General features: G+C 41.0%; 17 protein-coding genes and 1 riboswitch. Of the genes, 11 read left to right on the forward strand and 6 right to left on the reverse strand.

Going from position 1 to position 21,898, the window contains the following annotated elements; translation table 11 throughout:
• Nucleotides 1–117: 117 nt before the first annotated feature.
• From ALLST_RS0101290 to ALLST_RS11615, 6 genes are all read right to left on the reverse strand, one after another.
• Nucleotides 118–702 carry an ANTAR domain-containing response regulator gene (locus tag ALLST_RS0101290; RefSeq protein ID WP_019892175.1) on the reverse strand — a complete coding sequence of 195 codons (585 nt, stop codon included), beginning with the start codon at nt 700–702 and terminating at the stop codon, nt 118–120.
• Nucleotides 703–735: 33 nt separating this feature from the next.
• A complete protein-coding gene (locus tag ALLST_RS0101295) occupies nt 736–1,947 on the reverse strand; it encodes a glutamine synthetase family protein (protein ID WP_019892176.1) in 1,212 nt (403 codons plus the stop codon).
• A 19-nt stretch (nt 1,948–1,966) separates the two neighbouring features.
• A complete protein-coding gene (locus tag ALLST_RS0101300) occupies nt 1,967–2,665 on the reverse strand; it encodes a GltB/FmdC/FwdC-like GXGXG domain-containing protein (protein ID WP_245553754.1) in 699 nt (232 codons plus the stop codon).
• A 179-nt stretch (nt 2,666–2,844) separates the two neighbouring features.
• The gene (locus ALLST_RS0101305) at nt 2,845–4,350 is read right to left on the reverse strand and encodes a glutamate synthase-related protein (protein ID WP_019892178.1); all 1,506 of its coding nucleotides are present in this window, start codon (nt 4,348–4,350) and stop codon (nt 2,845–2,847) included.
• A gap of 1 nt (nt 4,351) precedes the next feature.
• The gene (locus tag ALLST_RS11610) at nt 4,352–5,044 is read right to left on the reverse strand and encodes a class II glutamine amidotransferase (protein ID WP_245553755.1); all 693 of its coding nucleotides are present in this window, start codon (nt 5,042–5,044) and stop codon (nt 4,352–4,354) included.
• The gene (locus ALLST_RS11615; RefSeq protein ID WP_245553756.1) at nt 5,041–5,445 is read right to left on the reverse strand and encodes a hypothetical protein; all 405 of its coding nucleotides are present in this window, start codon (nt 5,443–5,445) and stop codon (nt 5,041–5,043) included. Before ALLST_RS11615 ends, ALLST_RS11610 begins: the two co-directional genes overlap by 4 nt.
• A gap of 391 nt (nt 5,446–5,836) precedes the next feature.
• Here ALLST_RS11615 and ALLST_RS0101320 point away from each other — a divergent pair, with 391 nt between their 5' ends.
• From ALLST_RS0101320 to ALLST_RS0101375, 11 genes are all read left to right on the forward strand, one after another.
• The gene (locus tag ALLST_RS0101320) at nt 5,837–7,933 is read left to right on the forward strand and encodes a glutamine synthetase III family protein (protein ID WP_019892180.1); all 2,097 of its coding nucleotides are present in this window, start codon (nt 5,837–5,839) and stop codon (nt 7,931–7,933) included.
• 381 nt (nt 7,934–8,314) lie between these two features.
• Nucleotides 8,315–9,889 carry an asparagine synthase B gene (asnB, locus tag ALLST_RS0101325; protein WP_019892181.1) on the forward strand — a complete coding sequence of 525 codons (1,575 nt, stop codon included), beginning with the start codon at nt 8,315–8,317 and terminating at the stop codon, nt 9,887–9,889.
• A gap of 243 nt (nt 9,890–10,132) precedes the next feature.
• Nucleotides 10,133–10,846, forward strand: a complete 714-nt coding sequence (gene purC / locus ALLST_RS0101330; protein WP_019892182.1) for a phosphoribosylaminoimidazolesuccinocarboxamide synthase — start codon at nt 10,133–10,135, stop codon at nt 10,844–10,846.
• 233 nt (nt 10,847–11,079) lie between these two features.
• A complete protein-coding gene (locus ALLST_RS11210) occupies nt 11,080–11,193 on the forward strand; it encodes a hypothetical protein (protein WP_019892184.1) in 114 nt (37 codons plus the stop codon).
• Nucleotides 11,194–11,212: 19 nt separating this feature from the next.
• Nucleotides 11,213–12,826, forward strand: a complete 1,614-nt coding sequence (locus ALLST_RS0101345) for a CTP synthase (protein ID WP_019892185.1) — start codon at nt 11,213–11,215, stop codon at nt 12,824–12,826.
• Nucleotides 12,823–14,268 carry an amidophosphoribosyltransferase gene (gene purF / locus ALLST_RS0101350; RefSeq protein ID WP_019892187.1) on the forward strand — a complete coding sequence of 482 codons (1,446 nt, stop codon included), beginning with the start codon at nt 12,823–12,825 and terminating at the stop codon, nt 14,266–14,268. Before ALLST_RS0101345 ends, purF begins: the two co-directional genes overlap by 4 nt.
• Nucleotides 14,249–15,331 (forward strand): glutamine-hydrolyzing carbamoyl-phosphate synthase small subunit, encoded by a 1,083-nt coding sequence (gene carA, locus ALLST_RS0101355; protein WP_019892188.1) that lies wholly within the window; start codon nt 14,249–14,251, stop codon nt 15,329–15,331. The genes purF and carA overlap by 20 nt, the downstream gene beginning before the upstream one ends.
• A gap of 4 nt (nt 15,332–15,335) precedes the next feature.
• A complete protein-coding gene (carB, locus tag ALLST_RS0101360) occupies nt 15,336–18,518 on the forward strand; it encodes a carbamoyl-phosphate synthase large subunit (protein WP_019892189.1) in 3,183 nt (1,060 codons plus the stop codon).
• 376 nt (nt 18,519–18,894) lie between these two features.
• Nucleotides 18,895–19,779, forward strand: coding sequence for a UDP-N-acetylmuramate dehydrogenase (gene murB / locus ALLST_RS09710; RefSeq protein ID WP_019892190.1), 885 nt, complete (start codon nt 18,895–18,897; stop codon nt 19,777–19,779).
• A gap of 205 nt (nt 19,780–19,984) precedes the next feature.
• On the forward strand, nt 19,985–20,854 hold the full coding sequence (locus tag ALLST_RS0101370) for a patatin-like phospholipase family protein (protein ID WP_019892192.1): 870 nt from the start codon (nt 19,985–19,987) through the stop codon (nt 20,852–20,854).
• Between the two features lie 105 nt (nt 20,855–20,959).
• A riboswitch (FMN riboswitch) is annotated at nt 20,960–21,074 on the forward strand.
• Nucleotides 21,075–21,154: 80 nt separating this feature from the next.
• Nucleotides 21,155–21,802, forward strand: a complete 648-nt coding sequence (locus tag ALLST_RS0101375; RefSeq protein WP_026472728.1) for an ECF transporter S component — start codon at nt 21,155–21,157, stop codon at nt 21,800–21,802.
• Nucleotides 21,803–21,898: the final 96 nt, after the last annotated feature.

A 21,898-nucleotide genomic window follows, 5' to 3' on the forward strand; every position in this document is an offset into this window, starting at 1 on the left:
ATCAATCACCGACACGAGTTGATTAGAGACTAGAAAATCAACAAAAAACAAGAAAACCGCCTTATATAAGGCGGTTTTTAAAATTAAGTCTTAGTAGAGATTTACTCGATCAAAAATTTATGAATAGGTTCTAATAATTTCTTCTGCAATAATTCGTTTTGAAATGCATCGATCCATGGCTTGTTTTTCTATGTAACGATGCGCCTCTGGTTCATCAAATTTGAGTTCGCGAATGAGGATCCATTTTGCACGGTTGACGATACGGATTTCTTGCATTTTTTCTTCAATGGACAATGTTTTCTTTTCGGTTTTTCTGATTTTTTCTCGTGCGCTTGAAAGCCAGCTAAGAGCGATGACCATTGTTTGTTTTGAGATGGGTTTTGAAAGCACAAAAACACCGTGTTCAGCGACTTTATCATAGATTTCTTCTTGAAGCTCCGCCCCAACCATCAAAAGGACAACGCTCTCTTTTGAATTCGCTGAATCAATCGCAAAGCGTGTACCGACATCATCAGGGAGTGGTGAGTTGATGATCACAAAATCAAAAGAACGTTCGGTGAGTGCTCGCTTAGCAGCACTGATATTGGATGCGAAATGAATTGGTGAATATTTTGAAGTGGGGAGCATAGCGACGAGTGTACGATTAAATCTTTCAGCCGCTGAAACGATTAGAGTGCTATAAACTCTTTCTTTCAAACTCATTGTTGCTCCCTCCTTTTCGGCTGCTATTCAGCTTTATTTATTGCAGTAGATATCTAAAATTGCTGCAGGGATGTGTTGTTGAATGAAATCACTAGTTGTCGCTGACTTACGAGCATCGTATAAACTTGAAGGTAGTTTTCTAAAATTTTCTAAAGTTTTTGCATCTGCTTTGTATAAGTTAATATTGGCAACTTTGGGTAAGTCAAGTTTATTTTCAAGTCCATATAATGCAGCATAAATAATTAAGGTAAAGGCAAGATACGGATTTGCCATCGGATCTGGTGAACGAAGTTCGGCACGACGATATTCACCAACTGCCGCAGGAATGCGAACGAGCTGAGAACGGTTTTCACTAGACCAAGAAACGTATCCCGGGGCTTTATCTATTCCAAAGCGCTTATAGGAATCTTCAGTAGGATTCAGGAATGCAGTCATATCTATAACCTTATCGAGAATACCGGCGATCATATAACTCAAGTTTTTCGAATGATCACTTGGTTGAACAGACATATTGATATGAAATCCGTTGCCGGGTTCGTGCTCAAGAGGTTTGGGACTGAAATCTACAAAAACACCGTTATGATGAGCAACTGTTTTTACAATGGTCTGGAAGGTCATTGTGTTATCCGCTGCCGTTAAAGGATCCGAGTAGCGAAAGTCGATTTCATTTTGGCCAGGACCAACTTCATGATGGGAGCTTTCAGGGCGGATGCCCATTTGTTCTAAAGTAAGACAGATTTCGCGACGAATGTTTTCACCCCGATCTTCTGGAGCAAGATCCATGTAACCGGCATTATCGTAAGGGATTTTTGTTGGTTTATTCTTTTCATCAAGCTCAAAAAGATAAAACTCCTGCTCAGAACCAAAGGCAAAAGTGTATCCGGCTTTTTTAGCTTCCTCTACGGCTTTTTTTAGCAGACTTCGAGTATCACATTCAAACGGTCTTCCGTCAGGATAGGAGATGCTTGTAAACATCCGGACAACCTTACCATGCTCAGGTCTCCACGGTAAAAGCATCAGAGTTTCGGGATCGGGATGGAGTAAAAGATCAGAATACATTTCATCGCCAAATCCTGCGATTGCCGAAGCGTCAAAGGCAATCCCATATTCAAAAGCGCGAGGCAACTCCTCAGGCATAATTGAGATATTTTTTTGTTTTCCAAAGACGTCACAAAAGGTAAGACGAATAAATTTTACATCATCCTCTTGGACGTATTGGATTACCTCTTCTTTTGAACACTTCATATGATCCTACCTACTTTCTTTAATTTTCTACATACATTTGTTTGTAAGGATTGTTGCTGTCAGGAGTAACGACAGTGAAGGGGGAAGCTAACACCTCGTTTATATTGTAACCAAATAAATCACAGTATTCGATAAGATATGTTTTCAATTCTTCCATATCCGATTCATTGGCTAAGCGAGCGGTTACTTGACGAGGGAATTTCACGTCTTTACATTCACTTCTTAAAAACATTTTTCCACCATGCATTCCCGTACAAGGGAAGAATCCGATGATGTTTTTATTTTTTTCTTCGAGGCCGAGAACAATAATGACACCACCTGCTTGATATTCGCCAAGAAAACTTCCCGCACTTCCGCCAATTACCATAACGGGGACTTTTGTTTTGTAGGATTTCATATGGATGCCGGCACGGTAGCCGGCATTGCCTTTGACAAAAATTTTTCCGCCCCGCATGGCATAGCCTGCAGCATCACCGATATTGCCATGGATAATAATTTTCCCTTCATTCATCGTATCTCCTACGGCATCTTGTGCGTTTGCATGAACGATAATGGTCGATCCATTGAGATAAGCGCCTAAAGCATTACCGGGTACGCCATGAATTGTGATGTTCTTATCCGACAGACCAGCGCCAATGAACCGTTGACCGCAACATTCCTCAAGTGTAATAGGGCTAGTATTGTTTCGCAAAGCTTCATTTAAAGTTTTGTAATCCAAATTTTTAACATTCAATAACATGATATAAACCAACTTTCCAATAAAGTTTTATGATTTTTAGGAGAAAATGAGTTTTCGCAACCTTAAAAATAACCGAGTTGCAACTATTGTTGTACAACAAGTTATTTAAATGATTCATGCGAAAATGCTAAGTTTAATATTTACTCATAATTGTTTCTTTATTCTCCGGCATGAGCAATGCCTAAAATCTCAAGTTCTTTGTTCGTTAGTCCGATGCCACGTAACATCAGACGGTTTCCACGAAGAGCCTCGATGGAGTTGATGCCCATACCGCCCATTAATTCTTTGATTTCTTGTTGCCAGGCGGTTATTAAATTGACAAGACGTTTGCAGCCTAAATCAGGGTTGAGACGCTTAACGAGATCCTCTCTTTGTGTTGCAATCCCCCAATTACATTTGCCACTTTGGCAGGTGCGACAAAGATGGCATCCCAGAGCAAGCAGGGCTGCCGTTGCAATATAGCAAGCATCCGCTCCAAGAGCGATCATTTTCACAACATCAGCGGCATTGCGGATACTGCCACCAACAACAAGAGACACATTGTTTCGGATCCCTTCATCACGAAGTCGTTGATCGACCGCTGCCAAAGCAAGTTCAATAGGGATACCGACGTTATCACGGATACGGGTGGGTGCTGCACCTGTACCACCACGCAAGCCATCAATCGCGATAATATCCGCACCACTTCTGGCAATGCCGCTTGCAATAGCGGCAATATTATGTACGGCGGCGACTTTTACAATGACAGGTTTTTTATATTCTGTTGCCTCTTTTAGTGAGAAGACAAGTTGACGAAGATCTTCGATCGAATAAATATCGTGATGGGGAGCTGGAGAAATCGCATCTGATCCTTCAGGAATCATTCGGGTACGAGAAACATCGCCAACAATTTTTGCTCCTGGCAAATGACCACCAATTCCTGGTTTTGCACCTTGTCCCATTTTGATTTCAATCGCAGCGCCGGCGTTTAGAAAGTCTTCATGAACACCGAAGCGTCCAGAAGCAACTTGAACGATTGTATTTGGACCATATACATAGAAATCTTCATGCAGACCACCTTCGCCGGTATTATAGAGAATGCCAAGTTCAGTAGCGGCACGGGCTAAGGCGGCGTGAGCGTTATAACTGATGGAACCATAACTCATCGCAGAAAACATGATGGGCACAGATAGTTCAATCTGTGGAGGCAATTCGCATTTTAATTGTCCATTTTTGTCACGCTCAATTTTTTCAGGCTTTTTCCCCAAGAACACGCGGGTTTCCATAGGCTCACGCAAAGGATCGATTGGGGGATTGGTGACCTGTGAGGCATTGATCAGGATTTTATCTAAATATACCGGCAACTCATTGGGATTGCCCATAGATGAAAGGAGGACACCACCGCTATTTGCCTGTTTGTAGATTTCTTTAATCGTATTGCTCTGCCAATTGGCGTTTTCGCGAAAAGTACAGTCACTCTTGACGATTTTTAGCGCTCTAGTCGGACAGAATGATACACAACGCTGACAGTTGATACATTTGGTTTCGTCAGCCACCATCACCCCTTTTTCTTTGTTTAAGATGTGAACCTCATTAGCACATTGCCTTTCGCATATACGGCAGGTGATGCAGCGATCGGTATTGCGGATCACTTCAAATTCGGGGTAGATAAATTCTAAACTCATTTTAAAATGCACCTTCCTTTACCTTCACAATTACCGGTTCACCGCCGGCGGGAGCCCAAATGTTTTGGGCATCAGGTTCCATTGTGCGAATCGCTGCTTCTTCGCTAGCGATAAAGACTTTATCTTCTTTTTCGCCAACCACCATTGAACGAAGTTTTAAGCGATCGTTCAAGGCCATCAGTCCACCCTCAAAGCCAAGGACAATAGAAAAAGGTCCGGTGATGAGCAAGCTTGCAAACAGAGTTCGTAGAAAAGTATATTTTTCTTTTTCGGCTAAATTCGTTTTGTCTTCAATCGTGCTCCAGAATGGGGCGGCAACAACGCTAGCCGCTTCATCGAGCGTGAGTCCCTGCACGCGAAGCAGGTAGTCCATAATATAGGTGATGACTTCTGTATCGGTTTGTAAGGTACATTTATAGCCGAACATCTCAATAAAACGGCGGTTCGCATCATAGGAAGAAATTTCACCATTATGGACGATGGACCAATCAAGTAGGGTAAACGGGTGAGCCCCACCCCACCATCCGGGAGTATTCGTCGGGTAGCGACCGTGAGCAATCCAACAATAACCTTCGTATTCCTCCAGTTTATAAAAGACCCCAACATCTTCTGGATAACCAACGGCTTTGAAGGTTCCCATATTCTTGCCACTAGAAAAGACATATGCCCCCTGCAATTCGGAGTTGATCTTCATGACCGTTCGAGCGACGAATTCTTTTTCATCAAGTTGCAACGAGCAAGTAAGGATTTAAATGGAGCAACAAAGTATCTCCAAATAATCGGCTCATCTTTGATTTCAGGGATGGTCCGTGTGGGAATCTTTTCACTCTTTACAATTTCAAAGCGATCTTTTAAAAATTCCTCACATTTTTTTCGTGTTGCCCGGGAGTCATAAAACAGATGTAATGCGTAAAAATCTTTATATTCGGGATAAATGCCATAACCACTGAAACCACCACCAAGTCCATTGGAACGGTCATGCATAGGTTTCATTGCGTTGTAAATAATATCGCCGGACATCCTTTTTCCTTCTTTGGAAATAACAGCCGCAATTGTACATCCGGAGGGGATTCGTACTTGTCCTTCTACTTTCATATGGATTCCTTTCCTTTTCAAAATAGATAAGAAAAGGCGCTCATCTCGCTACAGAATCAGTTCTGTATTGAAATGAACGCCTTTGCTCATTTTTTCTTTTTCGGTACCTTACACCATGAACTTCGTTTTATCAAGGGAATAAGGAGGGTTTCTAAATTTCGTTGAAATTTGTTTGAAAAAGTTTTCTGAAAATGTTTGACAAATTATTTTTGTGGGTATATAAAAGCTTGCATAAAAGCAGATACGTCTTTGGGCGGAGTGTTCAAAGAGGTTCTTCTTCTTTTTGGAATCCAAAAACAAGTACAGATAAAGAAGGCAAAGGCGTCTTTAATGTTTTTACATTAAAGGCGCCTTTGTCTATTTAGGAAAACAAGGAAAAGGAGAATGTATTATGTCAACGGTAACAGATTATTTTGGCAGTTTGGTTTTTGATGACAGAGTAATGAAAGCTACGCTATCCGCTAAGGTATACGGCTCATTGAAAAAGACGATTGAACAAGGAACAGAACTAGATATCAGCGTTGCTAATGCCGTGGCTGCAGCAATGAAGGATTGGGCGGTTGCTAAAGGAGCAACACACTATACGCATTGGTTTCAGCCACTTACAGGGATCACCGCCGAAAAACATGATAGTTTTATTACTCCATCACCTGATGGTGGGGTGATTATGGAGTTTTCAGGAAAAGAACTCATCAAAGGTGAACCAGATGCTTCTTCTTTCCCAAGTGGTGGTCTAAGAGCTACTTTTGAGGCAAGAGGGTATACTGCATGGGATCCAACATCTTATGCGTTTATTAAAGGGAAAACTTTGTGTATTCCTACCGCATTTTGTGCCTATGGCGCACAAGCGCTCGATAAAAAGACACCTCTGTTGCGTTCTATGGAGGCCCTTAATAAGCAGGCATTGCGGATTCTTAGACTATTTGGCAACGAGAGTGTAAAGCGAGTGACTAGCTCTGTCGGTCCCGAACAAGAGTATTTTCTAATCACAAAGGAAATGTATGATCAACGACCTGATCTTCGTTTTACTGGTCGCACTTTATTTGGGGCAAAGCCGCCAAAAGGACAAGAAATGGATGACCATTATTTTGGGGTCATCAAGCCAAGAGTTGCCGCGTATATGGAAGAACTGAATGAAGAACTCTGGAAGTTAGGAATCTTGGCCAAAACGGAACACAACGAAGTTGCGCCAGCTCAACATGAATTGGCGCCAATCTATACGACGACCAATATTGCAACCGACCACAACCAGCTTACGATGGAAATTATGCAAAAAGTGGCCGGAAAGCATGGGCTTGTTTGCTTGCTTCATGAAAAACCTTTCGCCGGGGTCAACGGAAGTGGCAAGCACAACAACTGGTCGATTGCGACTGATACGGGTCAGAACCTCCTTTCACCGGGTGCAACACCTTATGAAAATGCGCAGTTCTTGTTGTTCTTGTGCGCAGTCATTAAAGCAGTAGATGATTATCAAGATCTTCTTCGTATTTCTGTTGCGACTGCGGGAAACGATCATCGTCTGGGCGCAAACGAAGCACCTCCTGCGGTTGTATCTATGTTTTTGGGCGATGAGTTAAATGCGGTTTTGGAAGCGATCAAAACGGATACTCCTTATAAAGATATAGTAAAGACGCAAATGAAACTTGGAGTTGATGTGCTGCCGAAGTTTAATCGGGATACGACTGACCGAAACAGAACATCTCCATTTGCTTTTACAGGTAATAAGTTCGAGTTCCGGATGCTCGGTTCTTCTAACAGCATCGCTTGTGCAAACATTATGTTAAACAGTGCAGTTGCCGAGTCTTTAAAAATCTACGCGGATCGATTGGAAGGTGTAGAAGATTTTGAAACGGCTCTTCATGAGATGATTCGTAAAACAATCAAAGATCACAAACGCATCATCTTTAATGGGAATGGATATGACGAAAGTTGGATTCAAGAAGCAACCGAAAAACGTGGCTTGATCAACTACCGCACAACTGCGGATTGTATGCCGCATCTATTGGATCAAAAGAATGTCGATATGCTCACCTCTCATGGGGTGTTCACCGAAGCAGAGCTTGAGTCTAGATGTGAAATTATGCTAGAGAACTATTGCAAGACGATTGTGATTGAAGCAAACACAATGATTGATATGGCAAAGACGCAGATCGCTCCGGCAATCGAAGCGTATTGCGCTGATGTAGCAAAGGCGGCAACGACAAAGAAAGAGCTTGATCGTGCACTTGCTTGCAGCTATGAAACTGAACTGGTAAGAAAACTTTCAGCATTGACTGATCGGATTGCAATCCAGGTCGAAGAGTTGGAGCAGGCTATTATTTCTTTGAATCGTGCAGAAAATATCATCGAAGAATCCGCTATGATTCGTGATAAAGTGCTTGGCTTGATGGGGAAATTAAGAATCCCTTGCGATGAAGCGGAAACTCTTACTGCAAAGCGCTATTGGCCGATGCCGACTTATGCAGATATTTTATTTAGCGTCAAATAAATAGAGACAATGATCCATCATAGCAATAGAAAAAGGAATGTCGTTTCAAGACAATTCAAGAGTTAAATAGATTCGATTTATGCCATTGAAAGACGAAAATAAATAACAAAATATAGGAAAAGCGTTTGAGAAAAGACAAATCATGTAGATCACTTGTTTATAGCGAGTACGAGAGGGTGGAAGTCGTATAGCAAGCCTGCATGAATAACACTTTTCGAGCTGCAATCTGAACAGAAAATTCTGAGTAGGTGCGCCGTATCGTCATACGTTAATTGACAGAGTCTTCATTGAGACTTGGAAAATGAGAACAAATGCAGGTGGCACCGCGAGTACAGCAATCGCCCTGTAGGATGCTGAATTTATTTTATGGAGGAATTTTCCATGTGTTCTATTATGGGTTATTGCGGTGGTAGTGCCAATTTGCAGAAAGGTTTTGCCCGAACTGAATCACGAGGACCAGATGACAGTCGAATTATTGATACGGGCAATGGCCTTCTCGGGTTTCACCGTCTTGCTATTATGGGAATGACCCCTTCGGGGATGCAGCCATTTGAACTGGATGGCAGTTATGTTGTTTGTAATGGTGAGCTATATGGTTTTGAAAAACAGAAGGAAATACTGAAACAGAAAGGTTATACATTTAAAAGTGATTCGGATTGTGAAATCCTGCTCCCGATGTACTTTGAATATGGCACAGATATTTTCGCTATGCTCGATGCAGAGTTTGTTTGCATTATTTATGACGGAAAAACAGGAGAGTATATTGCTGCTCGCGATCCAATCGGAATTCGTCCGTTATATTATGGTTATGACGATCAGTCAGTGATTTTGTTTGCTAGTGAGGCCAAAAACCTTATTGGACTTACTGATCAGATTCTGCCTTTTCCTCCTGGTCATTACTACAAAGATGGAAAGTTTATCTGCTATTGCGATATAGCCAAGGTAGATGCAGTTTGCCATGATGATCTTGAAACTGCATGTACATTGATTCGTAAAAAATTGGTGGCTGGCGTAGAAAAACGCCTTGTTGCTGATGCTAAAGTAGGTTTTTTACTTTCAGGGGGCTTAGATTCTTCTTTGGTTTGCGCGATTGCTGCTTTAAAAAGTCAAACACCGATAAAAACCTTTGCGATTGGAATGAGCGAAGATGCTATCGATTTGAAATATGCCAAACAAGTTGCTGACTATATCGGTAGCGATCATACGGAAATCTATATGACCCCTGATGAAGTTATCAATACATTGGATGAATTGATTTATATATTAGGTACCTTTGATATTACGACGATCCGCGCCAGTATGGGGATGTATCTCATCTGCAAAGCAATTCATGAGCAGAGTGACATCCGTGTGCTTTTGACTGGGGAAATTTCAGATGAATTGTTTGGGTATAAATATACTGACTTTGCTCCATCGGCCAAAGCATTTCAAGAAGAAGCCCAAAAGCGTGTCCGTGAGCTTCATATGTATGATGTACTTCGCGCAGATCGTTGTATTTCTGCAAACTCACTTGAAGCTAGAGTACCTTTCGGTGATCTTGATTTTGTAAAATACGTCATGGCGCTTGATCCCAAAATGAAGATGAATCAATATGGCAAGGGTAAATATTTGCTTCGCAAAGCATTTGAAGAAAGCGGCTATCTTCCCGATGAAATTTTATGGCGAGAAAAAGCTGCTTTTTCTGACGCAGTGGGACATTCTATGGTGGACTATCTCAAAGAATATGCCAATCAAAAATTTTCAGATCGAGAATTTGAAATTGCGTGTAAAAAATATACGCATGCCACACCATTCACGAAAGAATCACTGCTCTATCGCGAAATTTTTGAAAAATACTATCCAGGTCAAGCGGAAATGATTGTTGACTTTTGGATGCCAAACAAGTCCTGGAAAGGTTGCAACGTCAATGATCCTTCTGCTCGTGCGCTTTCAAATTATGGGGATAGTGGGAAATAAATTCGAATCTTAAACTTTTTTTAAAACGTTTTACCAAGTGGTTGACAAAGAGAGCAAAGTAGATTTTACTTTCTGAGTAAAAGGCAAAGGCGTCTTGGGTTCTATACTCGAAGTGTCTTTGTCTCTTTTTTTTGTCAATCACTAAATTTCATATAAGGGCAATGGTGTCTTTAATGTTGATGCATTAAAACATCAGGCCCTTTTTTGTTTTTTGAAGTGAAAAGAGTAATCGGAGGGACACACATGACTAAAAAAGAGCAACTTTATGAAGGAAAAGCAAAAAAAGTTTTTGCGACCGATGCACCAGAATTACTCATCGTTTCCTACAAGGACGATGCGACGGCATTTAATGGCCTCAAGAAAGGAACGATTGTCGGCAAAGGGGTGATCAACAATCGGATGAGTAATCTGCTGATGCAAAAACTTGAAAAGGCGGGAATTCCTACGCATTTTGTTGAGGAATTAAGTGAGCGCGAAACGCTAGTCAAGAAAGTTTCAATTATTCCCCTTGAAGTCATTATTCGAAACATCGCTGCGGGCTCTTTTTCCAAACGTTATGGGGTGGACGAAGGATTTGTATTTGAAACGCCAACGATCGAATTTTCATATAAAAATGATGAACTCGGCGACCCATTGATGAATGAATATCACGCAATCGCAATGAAACTCGCAACTCAAGAAGAAATCGAAACAATCAAGAAATATGCCTTTGCCATCAATGAACAATTAAAAGCATTTTGGGCAGAATGCGGGGTTATTTTAGTGGATTTCAAATTAGAGTTTGGAAAACTTTTAGATGGAACAATCGTGCTTGCTGATGAGATTAGCCCAGACACTTGCCGACTTTGGGATCGTAAAACGGGCGAAAAATTAGACAAAGACAGATTTCGTCGTGATCTAGGTGGTGTGGAAGACGCGTATGCAGAAGTGATGAAGCGTTTGAACGAACATATTTAACGAATGAATGATGCGGGTGAATTGAAGCACGGAACGATTGCTTTGATCGAGGAGCATCAACCAGTGATTGCCCTTTGTTGCAACGAAGACATTATGGAAAAAAAACGATGAACAATATCGTAGAGGTAAAAACAAGAGGGGCATAAGTGTTTGATGTTCCCTTTAAGGATAATCGATAAATTGTATCATTGGTCGATGATATGGCTTATGTACCAAAAGTAGAGACTGTTTTCATGGCAACAGTAGAAATCATTCCGTTGCAGCTGCTTGCATACTACATGGCCAAAGAAAACGGTTGTGATATCGACAAACCGAAAAATTTAGCAAAGTCGGTCACAGTGGAGTGACCAGTTGAGGAAAAGCAGAATGACGAAATATATATTTGTTACAGGAGGCGTTGTATCCGGTCTTGGTAAAGGAATTACCGCTGCCTCGTTAGGAAGATTGTTAAAAGCCCGTGGTTTAAGGGTCGCGGCTCAGAAATTAGATCCCTATATCAATGTTGATCCGGGGACGATGAGCCCTTATCAACATGGTGAAGTATATGTGACAGAGGATGGTGCCGAAACTGACTTGGATCTCGGACATTATGAACGTTTCATTGATGAAAACCTCAACAAATATTCCAACCTCACCACCGGTAAGGTTTATTGGAATGTACTGAATAAGGAGCGTCGTGGTGAATATCTTGGATCAACCGTGCAGGTTATTCCTCATATTACTAATGAAATAAAAGAATTTGTTTACAGATTAGGAAGAAAAACAAATGCCGATGTGGTGATTACTGAAATAGGTGGAACAATCGGTGATATTGAATCACAACCATTTATTGAAGCAGCACGCCAAATCTCGCTTGAGGTGGGGAAAGAAAATAGCCTTTTTATCCATGTGACATTAGTTCCATATCTAAAAGGATCGGATGAACATAAATCAAAACCGACGCAACATTCCGTAAAAGAACTACAAGGGATGGGAATCAATCCCAATATTTTGATGTTGCGTTGTGATGAGCCATTAGAAGAATCCATATTTAAAAAGATTTCAATGTTTTGCAATGTGAAGCCAGACTGTGTAATCGAGAATATAACTTTACCAAACCTTTATGAAGCACCATTGATGCTAGAAAAATCAAACTTTTCTTCTATTGTGTGCCGAGAGCTGGGTTTAAAAACGCCCGATCCGGATCTTGAAGAATGGACAGCAATGGTAAAGCGGATCAAGGCAAGACCGCATTATGTGGATATTGGTCTAGTTGGAAAATATGTAGGATTGCATGATGCTTACTTGTCGGTTGCAGAAGCACTTCGTCATGCAGGATATTATCACAACACACATATTCGAATTCATTGGATAGATTCGGAAGAGATTACGGTTGAAAATGTCGATGAAGTGTTAGCTAAACTTGACGGGATTCTTGTACCAGGTGGATTTGGTAACCGTGGAATTGAAGGGATGATCTTAGCTGCAAAATATGCTAGAGAAAAGAGTATTCCTTATTTTGGAATCTGCCTAGGTATGCAGATTGCAGTGATCGAATATGCAAGAAATGTTTTAGGAATCAAGGATGCAAACTCAGGGGAATTTGATGAACTATGCAAACATAAAGTCATCGACTTTATGCCTGGACAGAGCAACGATATCGACAAAGGTGGAACATTACGCTTGGGCGCTTATCCTTGCCATATTCAAGAAAAAACAACAATGGAACGTTGTTATGGAACGCTAAATATTAGTGAACGCCACAGACACCGTTATGAATTGAACAACAATTTCCGTGAGGCTTTTGAAAAAGCAGGATTGACACTTAGCGGACTTTCACCTGACGGAAGATTAGTTGAAACAGTGGAGCTGAGTGAAAGACCTTTCCATGTTGGTGTACAGTTCCATCCAGAATTTAAAAGCAGACCGAATAAAGCTCATCCTTTGTTTAAAGGATTTATCGGGGCGGCATTTGAACGGAAATGCGGAGGTAAATCATGAGTCTTCACGAAGAATGTGGCGTATTTGGCGTTATTGCCCCAGAAATCTGTGATGTTGCCAGCATTTCTTATTATGGATTGTATGCACTTCAACATAGAGGTCAGGAAAGTTGTGGCATCGTGGTGAATGATGATGGCGTATTTGTTTCCCATAAAGACTTAGGGCTTGTCAGTGATGTCTTTTCAGCAGAGGTATTATCTCGACTGCCCAAAGGGACAATGGCTATCGGTCATGCTCGTTATGGAACAACTGGGGCGACCAATCGAAATAACTGCCAACCGATTGAAGTGAATCATCAAAAAGGCAGAATGGCGCTAGCGCACAATGGCAATCTTAGCAATGCCGCAAAGCTTAGAAGTGAGTTGGAACTTTCGGGAGCGATTTTTCATACTACGAGTGATACTGAAACAATTGCCTATATTATCACCAAAGAAAGACTGAAAACACCGTCAATTGAGGATGCTCTCAGTCAAGCTATGAATACAATTGAGGGGGCTTATTCTTTAGTGTTGATGTCTGCTCAAAAGTTAATTTGTGCAAGAGACCCGTATGGTTTTCGGCCTTTGTGTTATGGCAAGACGCATGACGGGATATATGTAATTGCCTCTGAAAGTTGTGCGATTAAAGCAGTTGGCGCTGAGTTTATACGGGATGTAGAGCCGGGGGAAATCTTGATCTTCAGTAAAAATGGTGTGGTATCCCGCCGTGAGCATTGCAATAAAAAAGATAAAAAGATTTGTGCGTTTGAGTACATTTATTTTGCGCGTCCCGATTCTGTTATTGATGGCATTTCCGTCCATGCTTCTCGCCTTCAAGCAGGGAAAATTCTCGCAAAGGTCCATCCTGCAAAAGCGGATGTTGTTATCGGTGCTCCGGATTCGGGACTTGATGCGGCGCTTGGTTTCAGTGAGGAATCTGGGATTCCATATGGTATTGGTTTGATCAAAAACAAATATATTGGCAGAACCTTCATTTCTCCAGGACAAGGCGCACGACTGGATGGGGTGAAAATTAAGCTGGCCGCTGTCGAGGAAAGTGTAAAAGGGAAACGAGTGGTTTTGGTGGATGATTCAATCGTTCGCGGAACGACGATGGGCCGTGTTGTAAAGCTACTTCGCGAGGCTGGAGCAACGGAAGTCCACGTACGAATTTCCTCGCCACCTTTTTTGCATCCTTGTTATTACGGAACGGATATTGATTCAGAGGAAAACTTGATTGCCTGCCACCATACCGTTTCAGAAATCGCAAAAATAATTGGTGCAGATTCGCTTGGCTATTTGCCAATCGAACATCTAAGTGAACTTTGTGGCACGAAGCATTTTTGTAGTGCTTGCTTTGATGGTCATTATCCAACAAAAGTGCCAACAGATACTCGAAAGGATCGATTTGAAATACGTTTATCCGACAGGAAGAGGGATAGTGATGGTAAAGGATTTGAATAGAAAAATAATTTTAGAGGATGGGCAAGAATATTATGGTTATGGCTTTGGGGCTAAACAGGAAAAAGTGTGTGAAATTGTCTTCAATACCTCTATGGTCGGTTATCAGGAAATTCTATCTGATCCCTCCTATACTGACCAAGCAGTTGTAATGACCTATCCGTTGATTGGCAACTATGGGATGGCGGATGATGACTATGAGCGAGATACACCAACTCTAGGGGCACTGATCGTGCGCGAATATAATGATGAACCCTCCAACTTCAGAAGCACGGCAACACTGTCCAAGATCATGGAAAAATTTGGGATTCCGGGGATTTATGGAATTGATACGAGAAAACTGACTCGTTCTATTCGCGACTTTGGTTCTCGCAAGATGCTGATCACCGATATTTCTACCCCTTTGGAAAAGGGACTCAGCATTCTGAAATCTATCGACATCCCCACTGATGCAGTATCCCGTGTGAGTTGTAAAAAAATCATGATTTCAAACATTGAAAATCCTCAATATCATGTTGTTGCGATTGATTGTGGCATGAAAATGAATATTGTACGTTCCCTGAATCAAAAAGGCTGCAAAGTGACGATTGTTCCGTGGAGTACGCCAGCCAAGGCGATTATGGCACTGGATCCTGATGGCGTGTTCATTTCCAATGGTCCGGGAGATCCAGTAGATGTTCCTGAGACGATTCAAACGATTAAAGATTTGATTGGCCAATGCCCAATTTTCGGGATTTGCCTAGGTCATCAAATCATTTCTCTAGCTTATGGGGCAAAAACATACAAGCTGAAATTTGGACACCGAGGGGGAAATCATCCAGTACGAAATTTAGAAAACAATAAAATTGAAATCACCTCACAAAATCACTCCTATGCAGTAGATGTTAACAGTTTGAAGGATACGGATTTAACGATTACCCATATCAATCTGCTCGACCACACGATTGAGGGTGTGAAATGCGCGAAAGATAAAGTATTCAGTGTGCAATATCACCCTGAAAGTGCGCCCGGTCCACAGGATAGTGCCTATCTCTTTGACCGATTTATCGAAATGATGGGGGAATAAAACAATGCCGAAAAGAACAGATATTAAAAAAGTGCTTGTTATTGGTTCTGGTCCAATCGTAATCGGTCAGGCAGCCGAATTTGATTATGCAGGGACGCAGGCTTGTCTTGCCTTAAAAGAAGAAGGGTATGAAGTTGTTCTTTGTAACTCAAACCCGGCAACGATTATGACGGATACCTCTATTGCCGATAAGGTATATATGGAGCCGTTGACATTGGAATACATTGCCAAGATCATTCGCTATGAGCGACCAGATGCCATATTACCCGGCATTGGCGGTCAGACGGGTTTGAATCTTGCAATGCAGCTTGAAAAGAAAGGAATTCTTGCTGAATGTCGTGTGGAACTTCTCGGAACCAAAAGCGACTCCATCGAACGAGCTGAAGATCGAGAATTGTTCAAAGAACTTTGTGAAGAATTAGGCGAACCTGTACTTTCTTCCGATATTGCAAGTTCAGTAGAAGAGGGATTAGCTGTTGCGCAAAAGATAGGCTATCCGGTTGTGCTTCGTCCGGCATTTACACTTGGCGGTACAGGCGGTGGTTTTGCTGACAATGAGGCGGAATTTTTGCCGCTGATGAAAAATGCCCTTTCACTCTCTCCAGTCGATCAAGTTTTGATTGAAAAGAGTATTAAAGGTTATAAAGAAATTGAATATGAAGTGATGCGAGATAGCAACGATACCGCAATTACTATTTGTAATATGGAAAATCTCGATCCTGTTGGTATCCATACTGGCGATTCAATTGTCGTTTGTCCATCACAGACACTAACCAATAAAGAGTATCAGATGCTTCGTGACAGTGCGCTCAAAATCATTCGCGCCCTTCAAATCGAAGGTGGATGCAATGTGCAATTCGCCCTTGATCCGAACTCTTTTCAGTATTATCTCATTGAGGTTAATCCGCGAGTTTCGCGATCCTCAGCACTAGCTTCTAAAGCAAGTGGTTATCCTATAGCTCGTGTATCTGCAAAGATTGGGGTGGGGATGACGCTTGATGAAATTCATATCGCCAATACACCAGCTTGTTTTGAGCCGACTCTTGACTATGTGGTGACCAAAATGCCACGCTTCCCATTTGATAAATTTGTAGAGGCGAGTAATGCTCTTTCGACACAGATGAAAGCTACCGGCGAAGTGATGAGCATTGGAAGAACAGTTGAGGAAAGTCTTTTAAAAGCAATACGGTCTTTGGAAATAGGACTTTGTCATTTGTATCATGCAAAATTTGACAATATGAGCAAGGATGAGCTGCTTGATTATATCCAGATCGGTACTGATGATCGTATCTATGCCATTGCCCAACTTTTGCGATTGAAAACTAGCGTGGATCGTATTGCTCAAGCCACTGCGATCGATCGCTTCTTCTTGCGTAAATTACGAAACATTATAGAGGAAGAAAAAGAGATCCAAGATCATCCGGGCAATCTTCAAGTACTTCGTCGAGCAAAGAAAATGGGTTTTTCCGATGAGATTATCGCTCAGTTTTGGAATATGTCGCAAAGCGATGTATTTGCATTAAGAAAAGATAATCATATTCTTCCGGTTTATAAGATGATTGATACGTGCGCTTCTGAATTTGAAAGCTATATTCCGTATTTCTATTCCACTTATGAGGATGAAAACGAGTCGATGATTTCCAATAAACAGAAAGTCATCGTTCTTGGCTCAGGACCAATTCGCATTGGCCAAGGTGTTGAGTTTGACTATTCCACTGTTCGCGCAGTACAGACCATTAAGGCATCAGGCTATGAAGCAATTATCATCAATAACAACCCGGAAACTGTTTCTACTGATTATACATGTTCTGACAAGCTTTATTTTGAACCGCTATGCGTGGAAGATGTGATGAATATCGTCGAGATGGAACAACCCATTGGGGTCATTGCAACGCTCGGTGGTCAAACTGCCATCAACTTGGCTGAACCTTTGAGTCAGCGAGGAGTTAAGATCATTGGCACCGGTTGCGATGCGATTGAGCGGGCGGAAAATCGTGATGCTTTTGAAAAGTTGCTCGCTGCCTTAAATATTCCGCAACCTAAAGGTCAAGCAGTCACGAGTATCGAAAAGGGAATCAAAGCTGCCCAAAAAATCGGTTACCCCGTGCTAGTTCGTCCAAGCTTTGTCCTTGGAGGCAGAGCAATGCAGATCGTTGCCAAAGAAGAAGCATTGCGCAACTATCTTAAAACTGCTGAGGAAATTAATGAAGACAAGCCGGTATTAGTGGATAAATACATCCGTGGTAAAGAAGTTGAGGTCGATGCCATCTGTGATGGCAAACGTGTGTTTGTCCCGGGCATTATGGAACTTGTGGAAAGAACAGGGGTACATTCTGGGGACTCCATCAGCGTGTATCCGCCCTATAGCCTTTCAAATAAGGTGAAAAATACCATTCTTGACTATACAGAAAAGCTCGGACTCGGCATTGGAATTATTGGTTTGTTCAATATTCAGTTTATTGTCGATGAACATGATGATGTGTTTATTATCGAGGTGAACCCACGCTCTTCGAGAACTGTTCCGTTTTTGTCGAAGGCTACAGGGTATAGACTTGCGGACATTGCGACACGATGTAACTTGGGGATGTCCTTGCCGGAACAAGGAATCGATGAGGTTTATCCAAAAGAAAAGGAACGCTTCTATGTAAAAGCTCCAGTATTCTCTTTTTCAAAACTTCACGGAATGGATGCCTATTTGTCCCCTGAAATGAAGTCTACCGGTGAAGCGATCGGATATGACAAAAAACTGCATCGTGCGGTTTATAAGGCGATGACAGCATCGGGTCTTACCCTTCGCAATTATGGGACGGTTGTTGTTAGCGTTGCGGATGAAGATAAAGAAGAAACTTTGCCTTTGATTCGTCGATTCTACAATATGGGCTTTAATATCGAAGCAACTACGTTGACTGGTGAATTTTTGAAGGCTAACGGAATTCGAACACGCATTCGCCATAAACCTAGCGAAGGAAGCGAAGAAGTTTTGGATTCGATTCGTGCCGGTTATGTAAGTTATGTAATTAATACCCGTGCCATTCTTTCAGGTAAGCATTTTGGCGATGGCATCGCTATTCGTCAATGTGCAGCACAAAACAACATCACCATGCTAACTTCTCTAGATACGGTAAGAATGCTTCTAGACGTATTAGAGGAGGTCACACTTGGGATCTCCACTATAGATGCAAAATAAGTTGAATCCGATGAAATTTATAAAAACGCAGAAGCTAAAAAACAACTGATCGGTTTCTGGAAAGCATGTGATTAAAATGTTTTCTGGATCGTTCTATTTCAAAATCAAAAGGTTGAGTTTAAAGAGAAGAACTTTGAATTAGATTTAGAGTGCTTCTCTTTTTTATGTTTGCCAAACTTTGAGTTCATAGAGATTCGATTCGTTTTAGAGCGTGTTGTAACTGATCGCAAGATCAATGCGCGCTCAATAATGGAGTTTCCTCTTTCAAGGTTAAAGCTGATTGTTTTGATCTTTGCCAAAAAATTTGTGATGATATACACGATAAGCAAATGAACAGTACGGTAACAGATCGTTAAATAAAGGAAGAAGTTGAACTATGAATTATTACGAGAATGTATTATTGAAGGAATATACAACATTAAAAATTGGTGGGCCTGCTAAACGTTTTTATGAACCTGAAACAGTTTTAGAAATTTCGCAAATTGTGAAAGAACATAAAGAAAACAATTGGCCACTTGTCGTTTTGGGCAATGGCTCCAATATGTTATTCGAAGATGAAGGATATGATGGATCAGTGTTGCACGTTTCAAAAGCATTGAACCAAATTGAATTTATCGATGACACAACAATTCGAGCTTTTGCAGGTGTAGAAAACGGGGAACTCGCTTTATGGCTTGCAGGACACGAACTTGGCGGATTTGAATTTGCGAGTGGAATTCCAGGGACGATTGGCGGAGCGGTGATTATGAACGCTGGTGCCTACAATGGAGAAATGGTCGATGTTTTATCAGGAGTAGGTTACATCGATGAAGATGGATTGCTTCAATATGCGACAGCTGATCAATTAGAGTTAGGATATCGCCATTCTTGGTTTACAGATCACTTTGGAGTTGTCGTGTATGCGGATTTAAAATTACACAAAACAACACTCAAAGAAGCAGGCGAAAAGCTCTTGGATCTTTATTTGAAACGCCACGCCAAACAACCAATGGAAAAAGCATCAGCGGGATCAACATTCAAACGTCCAGTAAATGGTTATGCCTCAGCGATGATTCAAGAATGTGGCTTACAAGGTTTTGCGGTTGGCGATGCAATGGTGTCGACAAAACATGCTGGCTTTTTGATTAATGATGGCAATGCGACTTGTAAAGACTTTTTAGAACTTGTATCGCATGTGCAAAAAGTAGTCAAAGAGAAATGTGATGCAGACTTGGAATTAGAAGTACGCTATATCCACAAAAATCCAAACGACAATCAATAATACAAAACCACCTGAAGAAGATCGACCATCGATAGCTCAGGTGGTTTTTGTTTGGATCAGAGCAATTGTAAAAAAGAATTTACGATTTGGTTTTGACAAGAAAACAGAAGTTCGTTCATTTCATGCCTAAAGACGTTTAAAAAGTGGCAAAATAAAGGAATATAATCGAACAGATCATCAAGAAAAAAACACGAGGAGGGAAAGCATGACAAGCGGTTTATTGCTAGAAGGTGGCGCAATGCGCGGCTTATATACTGCCGGCGTGATGGATGTGCTTTTAAAACATCATATTGAATTTGATGAGATTATGGGTGTTTCGGCAGGAGCACTTTTTGGGATGAATTATAAATCCAAACAAATTGGACGAGTGCTACGCTACAACAAAAAATATATTACGAATAAAGAATATATGGGTTTTTATTCATTGCTTACAACCGGCAATATCATGAATAAAGATTTTTGTTTCAATAAATTGGTGAATGAACTCGATCCCGTTGATTTTGAAACGTATAGCAAAAGTAAAGAAAACTTTTATGCCGTTGTCACCAATATGGAATCTGGCCAAGCAGAATATATTTTGATGGATGATTTAAAAAATCCGGATCAATTAGAGTATTTACGGGCTTCTGGTTCGATGCCATTTGTCTCAAAGCCTATTTGTGTTCAAGGAAATCAATATCTTGATGGCGGTATTGCCGATAGCATTCCGATTGAAAAAATGATGAGTATGGGGTGTGACAAAATCGTTTTGGTTTTAACTCGACCGGAAAATTATCGCAAAACGAAAACGAATACGCTTGTTCCTCGACTTTTTTATCATCAATATCCTAATTTAGTGGACACGATCAACAATCGGTATATAGCTTACAATAAGCAACTCGATCTCATAGAACAATTAGAACAAGAAGGAAAGATTTTTGTGATTCGTCCTTCACGATTGGTCAAAATGAAAAGAGTGGAAAAGGATCCCGATAAATTACAAGAAATGTATGATTTGGGCGTAAGTGATATGAATCGAGTACTCGCACAATTATTTGATTATTTAAATATTCAGAAAAGCGATTCAGTTAGATGAGAAATAAAAAAATCGAATTGAATCGTGAATATTTGTAAATAAATGAATTCATAATTCAAAATTTTAGGAAGAACGTGAGAATTGCGTTATAATAGTTTAGCAATTAAACCTCTTCAGGGCAGGGTGAAATTCCCTACTGGCGGTATACTCCGCGAACCTTCGGGCCGAACCGGTGCAACTCCGGTAGCAACAGTTAAAGTCTGGATGAAAGAAGAACTTTTTTTGTGCACTTTTTTCACCATGGAAAAATTCCAAGAAGTAGGCTTAAAAGCAACTTTCTTTGTGATTGGAGGTGCACTTATGAAAAAATTATCCACAAAGAAAATGGCAATCCTTGCGCTGTTCAGTGCTTTAGCAGTTGTACTGACATTATTGATGAGGATTCCTCTGATTCCCTCGATTCCTTTTTTTACTTATGATCCTAAAGATATTGTGATCGGAATTGCGGGCTTTTTATTTGGTCCAGCGAGTGCGTTTGTTGTTTCCGCAATCTCTAGTGGAATTGAACTTGCTTTTCGCGGCGGAAACATCATTGACTGGGCAATGAACGTTCTTTCGAGTTGTGCTTTTATTTGTACAGCAGCTTTTGTTTATAAAAAGATGCACTCGAAAAACGGAGCGTTCTATGGCTTGTTAACGGGGATCGTCGTTCAAAACATCGTAATGTTGGCTTGGAACTATGTAATGGATCCAATTTATTTTGGAATGGATCAACAGGCGGTTATCGCAATGTTACCAATGCTTGCATTATTTAACTTCTTGAAATGTTCGATCAATACAATTTTGTTATTACTTGTCTATAAACCAATTGCTAATGCATTGCGTTTATCAGGACTTGTTGCACCAAGCGAACAGACAGTTCCTTCTAATTCGAAAGTCATTGCGATTGTTGGTTGTGGAATTCTTTTAACGATTGTTGTTGTTACGTTGACCATGTTAAAAGGTTAATTCTTTCGATTTTATTCAATGAATCTAAAAATAAGCTTTAGTGAAATGCGAAAATGCATAACGCTAGAGCTTTTTATTTGTCGTGGTTAATCAAAG

This window comes from Allobaculum stercoricanis DSM 13633, from assembly GCF_000384195.1.
Lineage (GTDB): Bacteria > Bacillota_I > Bacilli_A > Erysipelotrichales > Erysipelotrichaceae > Allobaculum > Allobaculum stercoricanis.

What these genes read in the sequence shown, in the direction of transcription:
- asnB (WP_019892181.1), top strand. Translation starts at nt 8,315, where the DNA reads ATGTGTTCTATTATGGGTTATTGCGGTGGTAGTGCCAATTTGCAGAAA.
- murB (WP_019892190.1), top strand. Translation starts at nt 18,895, where the DNA reads ATGAATTATTACGAGAATGTATTATTGAAGGAATATACAACATTAAAA.
- ALLST_RS0101375 (WP_026472728.1), top strand. Translation starts at nt 21,155, where the DNA reads ATGAAAAAATTATCCACAAAGAAAATGGCAATCCTTGCGCTGTTCAGT.
- ALLST_RS0101295 (WP_019892176.1), bottom strand. Translation starts at nt 1,947, where the DNA reads ATGAAGTGTTCAAAAGAAGAGGTAATCCAATACGTCCAAGAGGATGAT.
- ALLST_RS0101290 (WP_019892175.1), bottom strand. Translation starts at nt 702, where the DNA reads ATGAGTTTGAAAGAAAGAGTTTATAGCACTCTAATCGTTTCAGCGGCT.
- ALLST_RS11210 (WP_019892184.1), top strand. Translation starts at nt 11,080, where the DNA reads ATGGCAACAGTAGAAATCATTCCGTTGCAGCTGCTTGCATACTACATG.
- carB (WP_019892189.1), top strand. Translation starts at nt 15,336, where the DNA reads ATGCCGAAAAGAACAGATATTAAAAAAGTGCTTGTTATTGGTTCTGGT.
- purC (WP_019892182.1), top strand. Translation starts at nt 10,133, where the DNA reads ATGACTAAAAAAGAGCAACTTTATGAAGGAAAAGCAAAAAAAGTTTTT.
- ALLST_RS0101305 (WP_019892178.1), bottom strand. Translation starts at nt 4,350, where the DNA reads ATGAGTTTAGAATTTATCTACCCCGAATTTGAAGTGATCCGCAATACC.
- ALLST_RS11615 (WP_245553756.1), bottom strand. Translation starts at nt 5,445, where the DNA reads ATGAAAGTAGAAGGACAAGTACGAATCCCCTCCGGATGTACAATTGCG.
- ALLST_RS0101345 (WP_019892185.1), top strand. Translation starts at nt 11,213, where the DNA reads ATGACGAAATATATATTTGTTACAGGAGGCGTTGTATCCGGTCTTGGT.
- ALLST_RS0101370 (WP_019892192.1), top strand. Translation starts at nt 19,985, where the DNA reads ATGACAAGCGGTTTATTGCTAGAAGGTGGCGCAATGCGCGGCTTATAT.
- carA (WP_019892188.1), top strand. Translation starts at nt 14,249, where the DNA reads ATGGTAAAGGATTTGAATAGAAAAATAATTTTAGAGGATGGGCAAGAA.
- purF (WP_019892187.1), top strand. Translation starts at nt 12,823, where the DNA reads ATGAGTCTTCACGAAGAATGTGGCGTATTTGGCGTTATTGCCCCAGAA.
- ALLST_RS11610 (WP_245553755.1), bottom strand. Translation starts at nt 5,044, where the DNA reads ATGAAGATCAACTCCGAATTGCAGGGGGCATATGTCTTTTCTAGTGGC.
- ALLST_RS0101320 (WP_019892180.1), top strand. Translation starts at nt 5,837, where the DNA reads ATGTCAACGGTAACAGATTATTTTGGCAGTTTGGTTTTTGATGACAGA.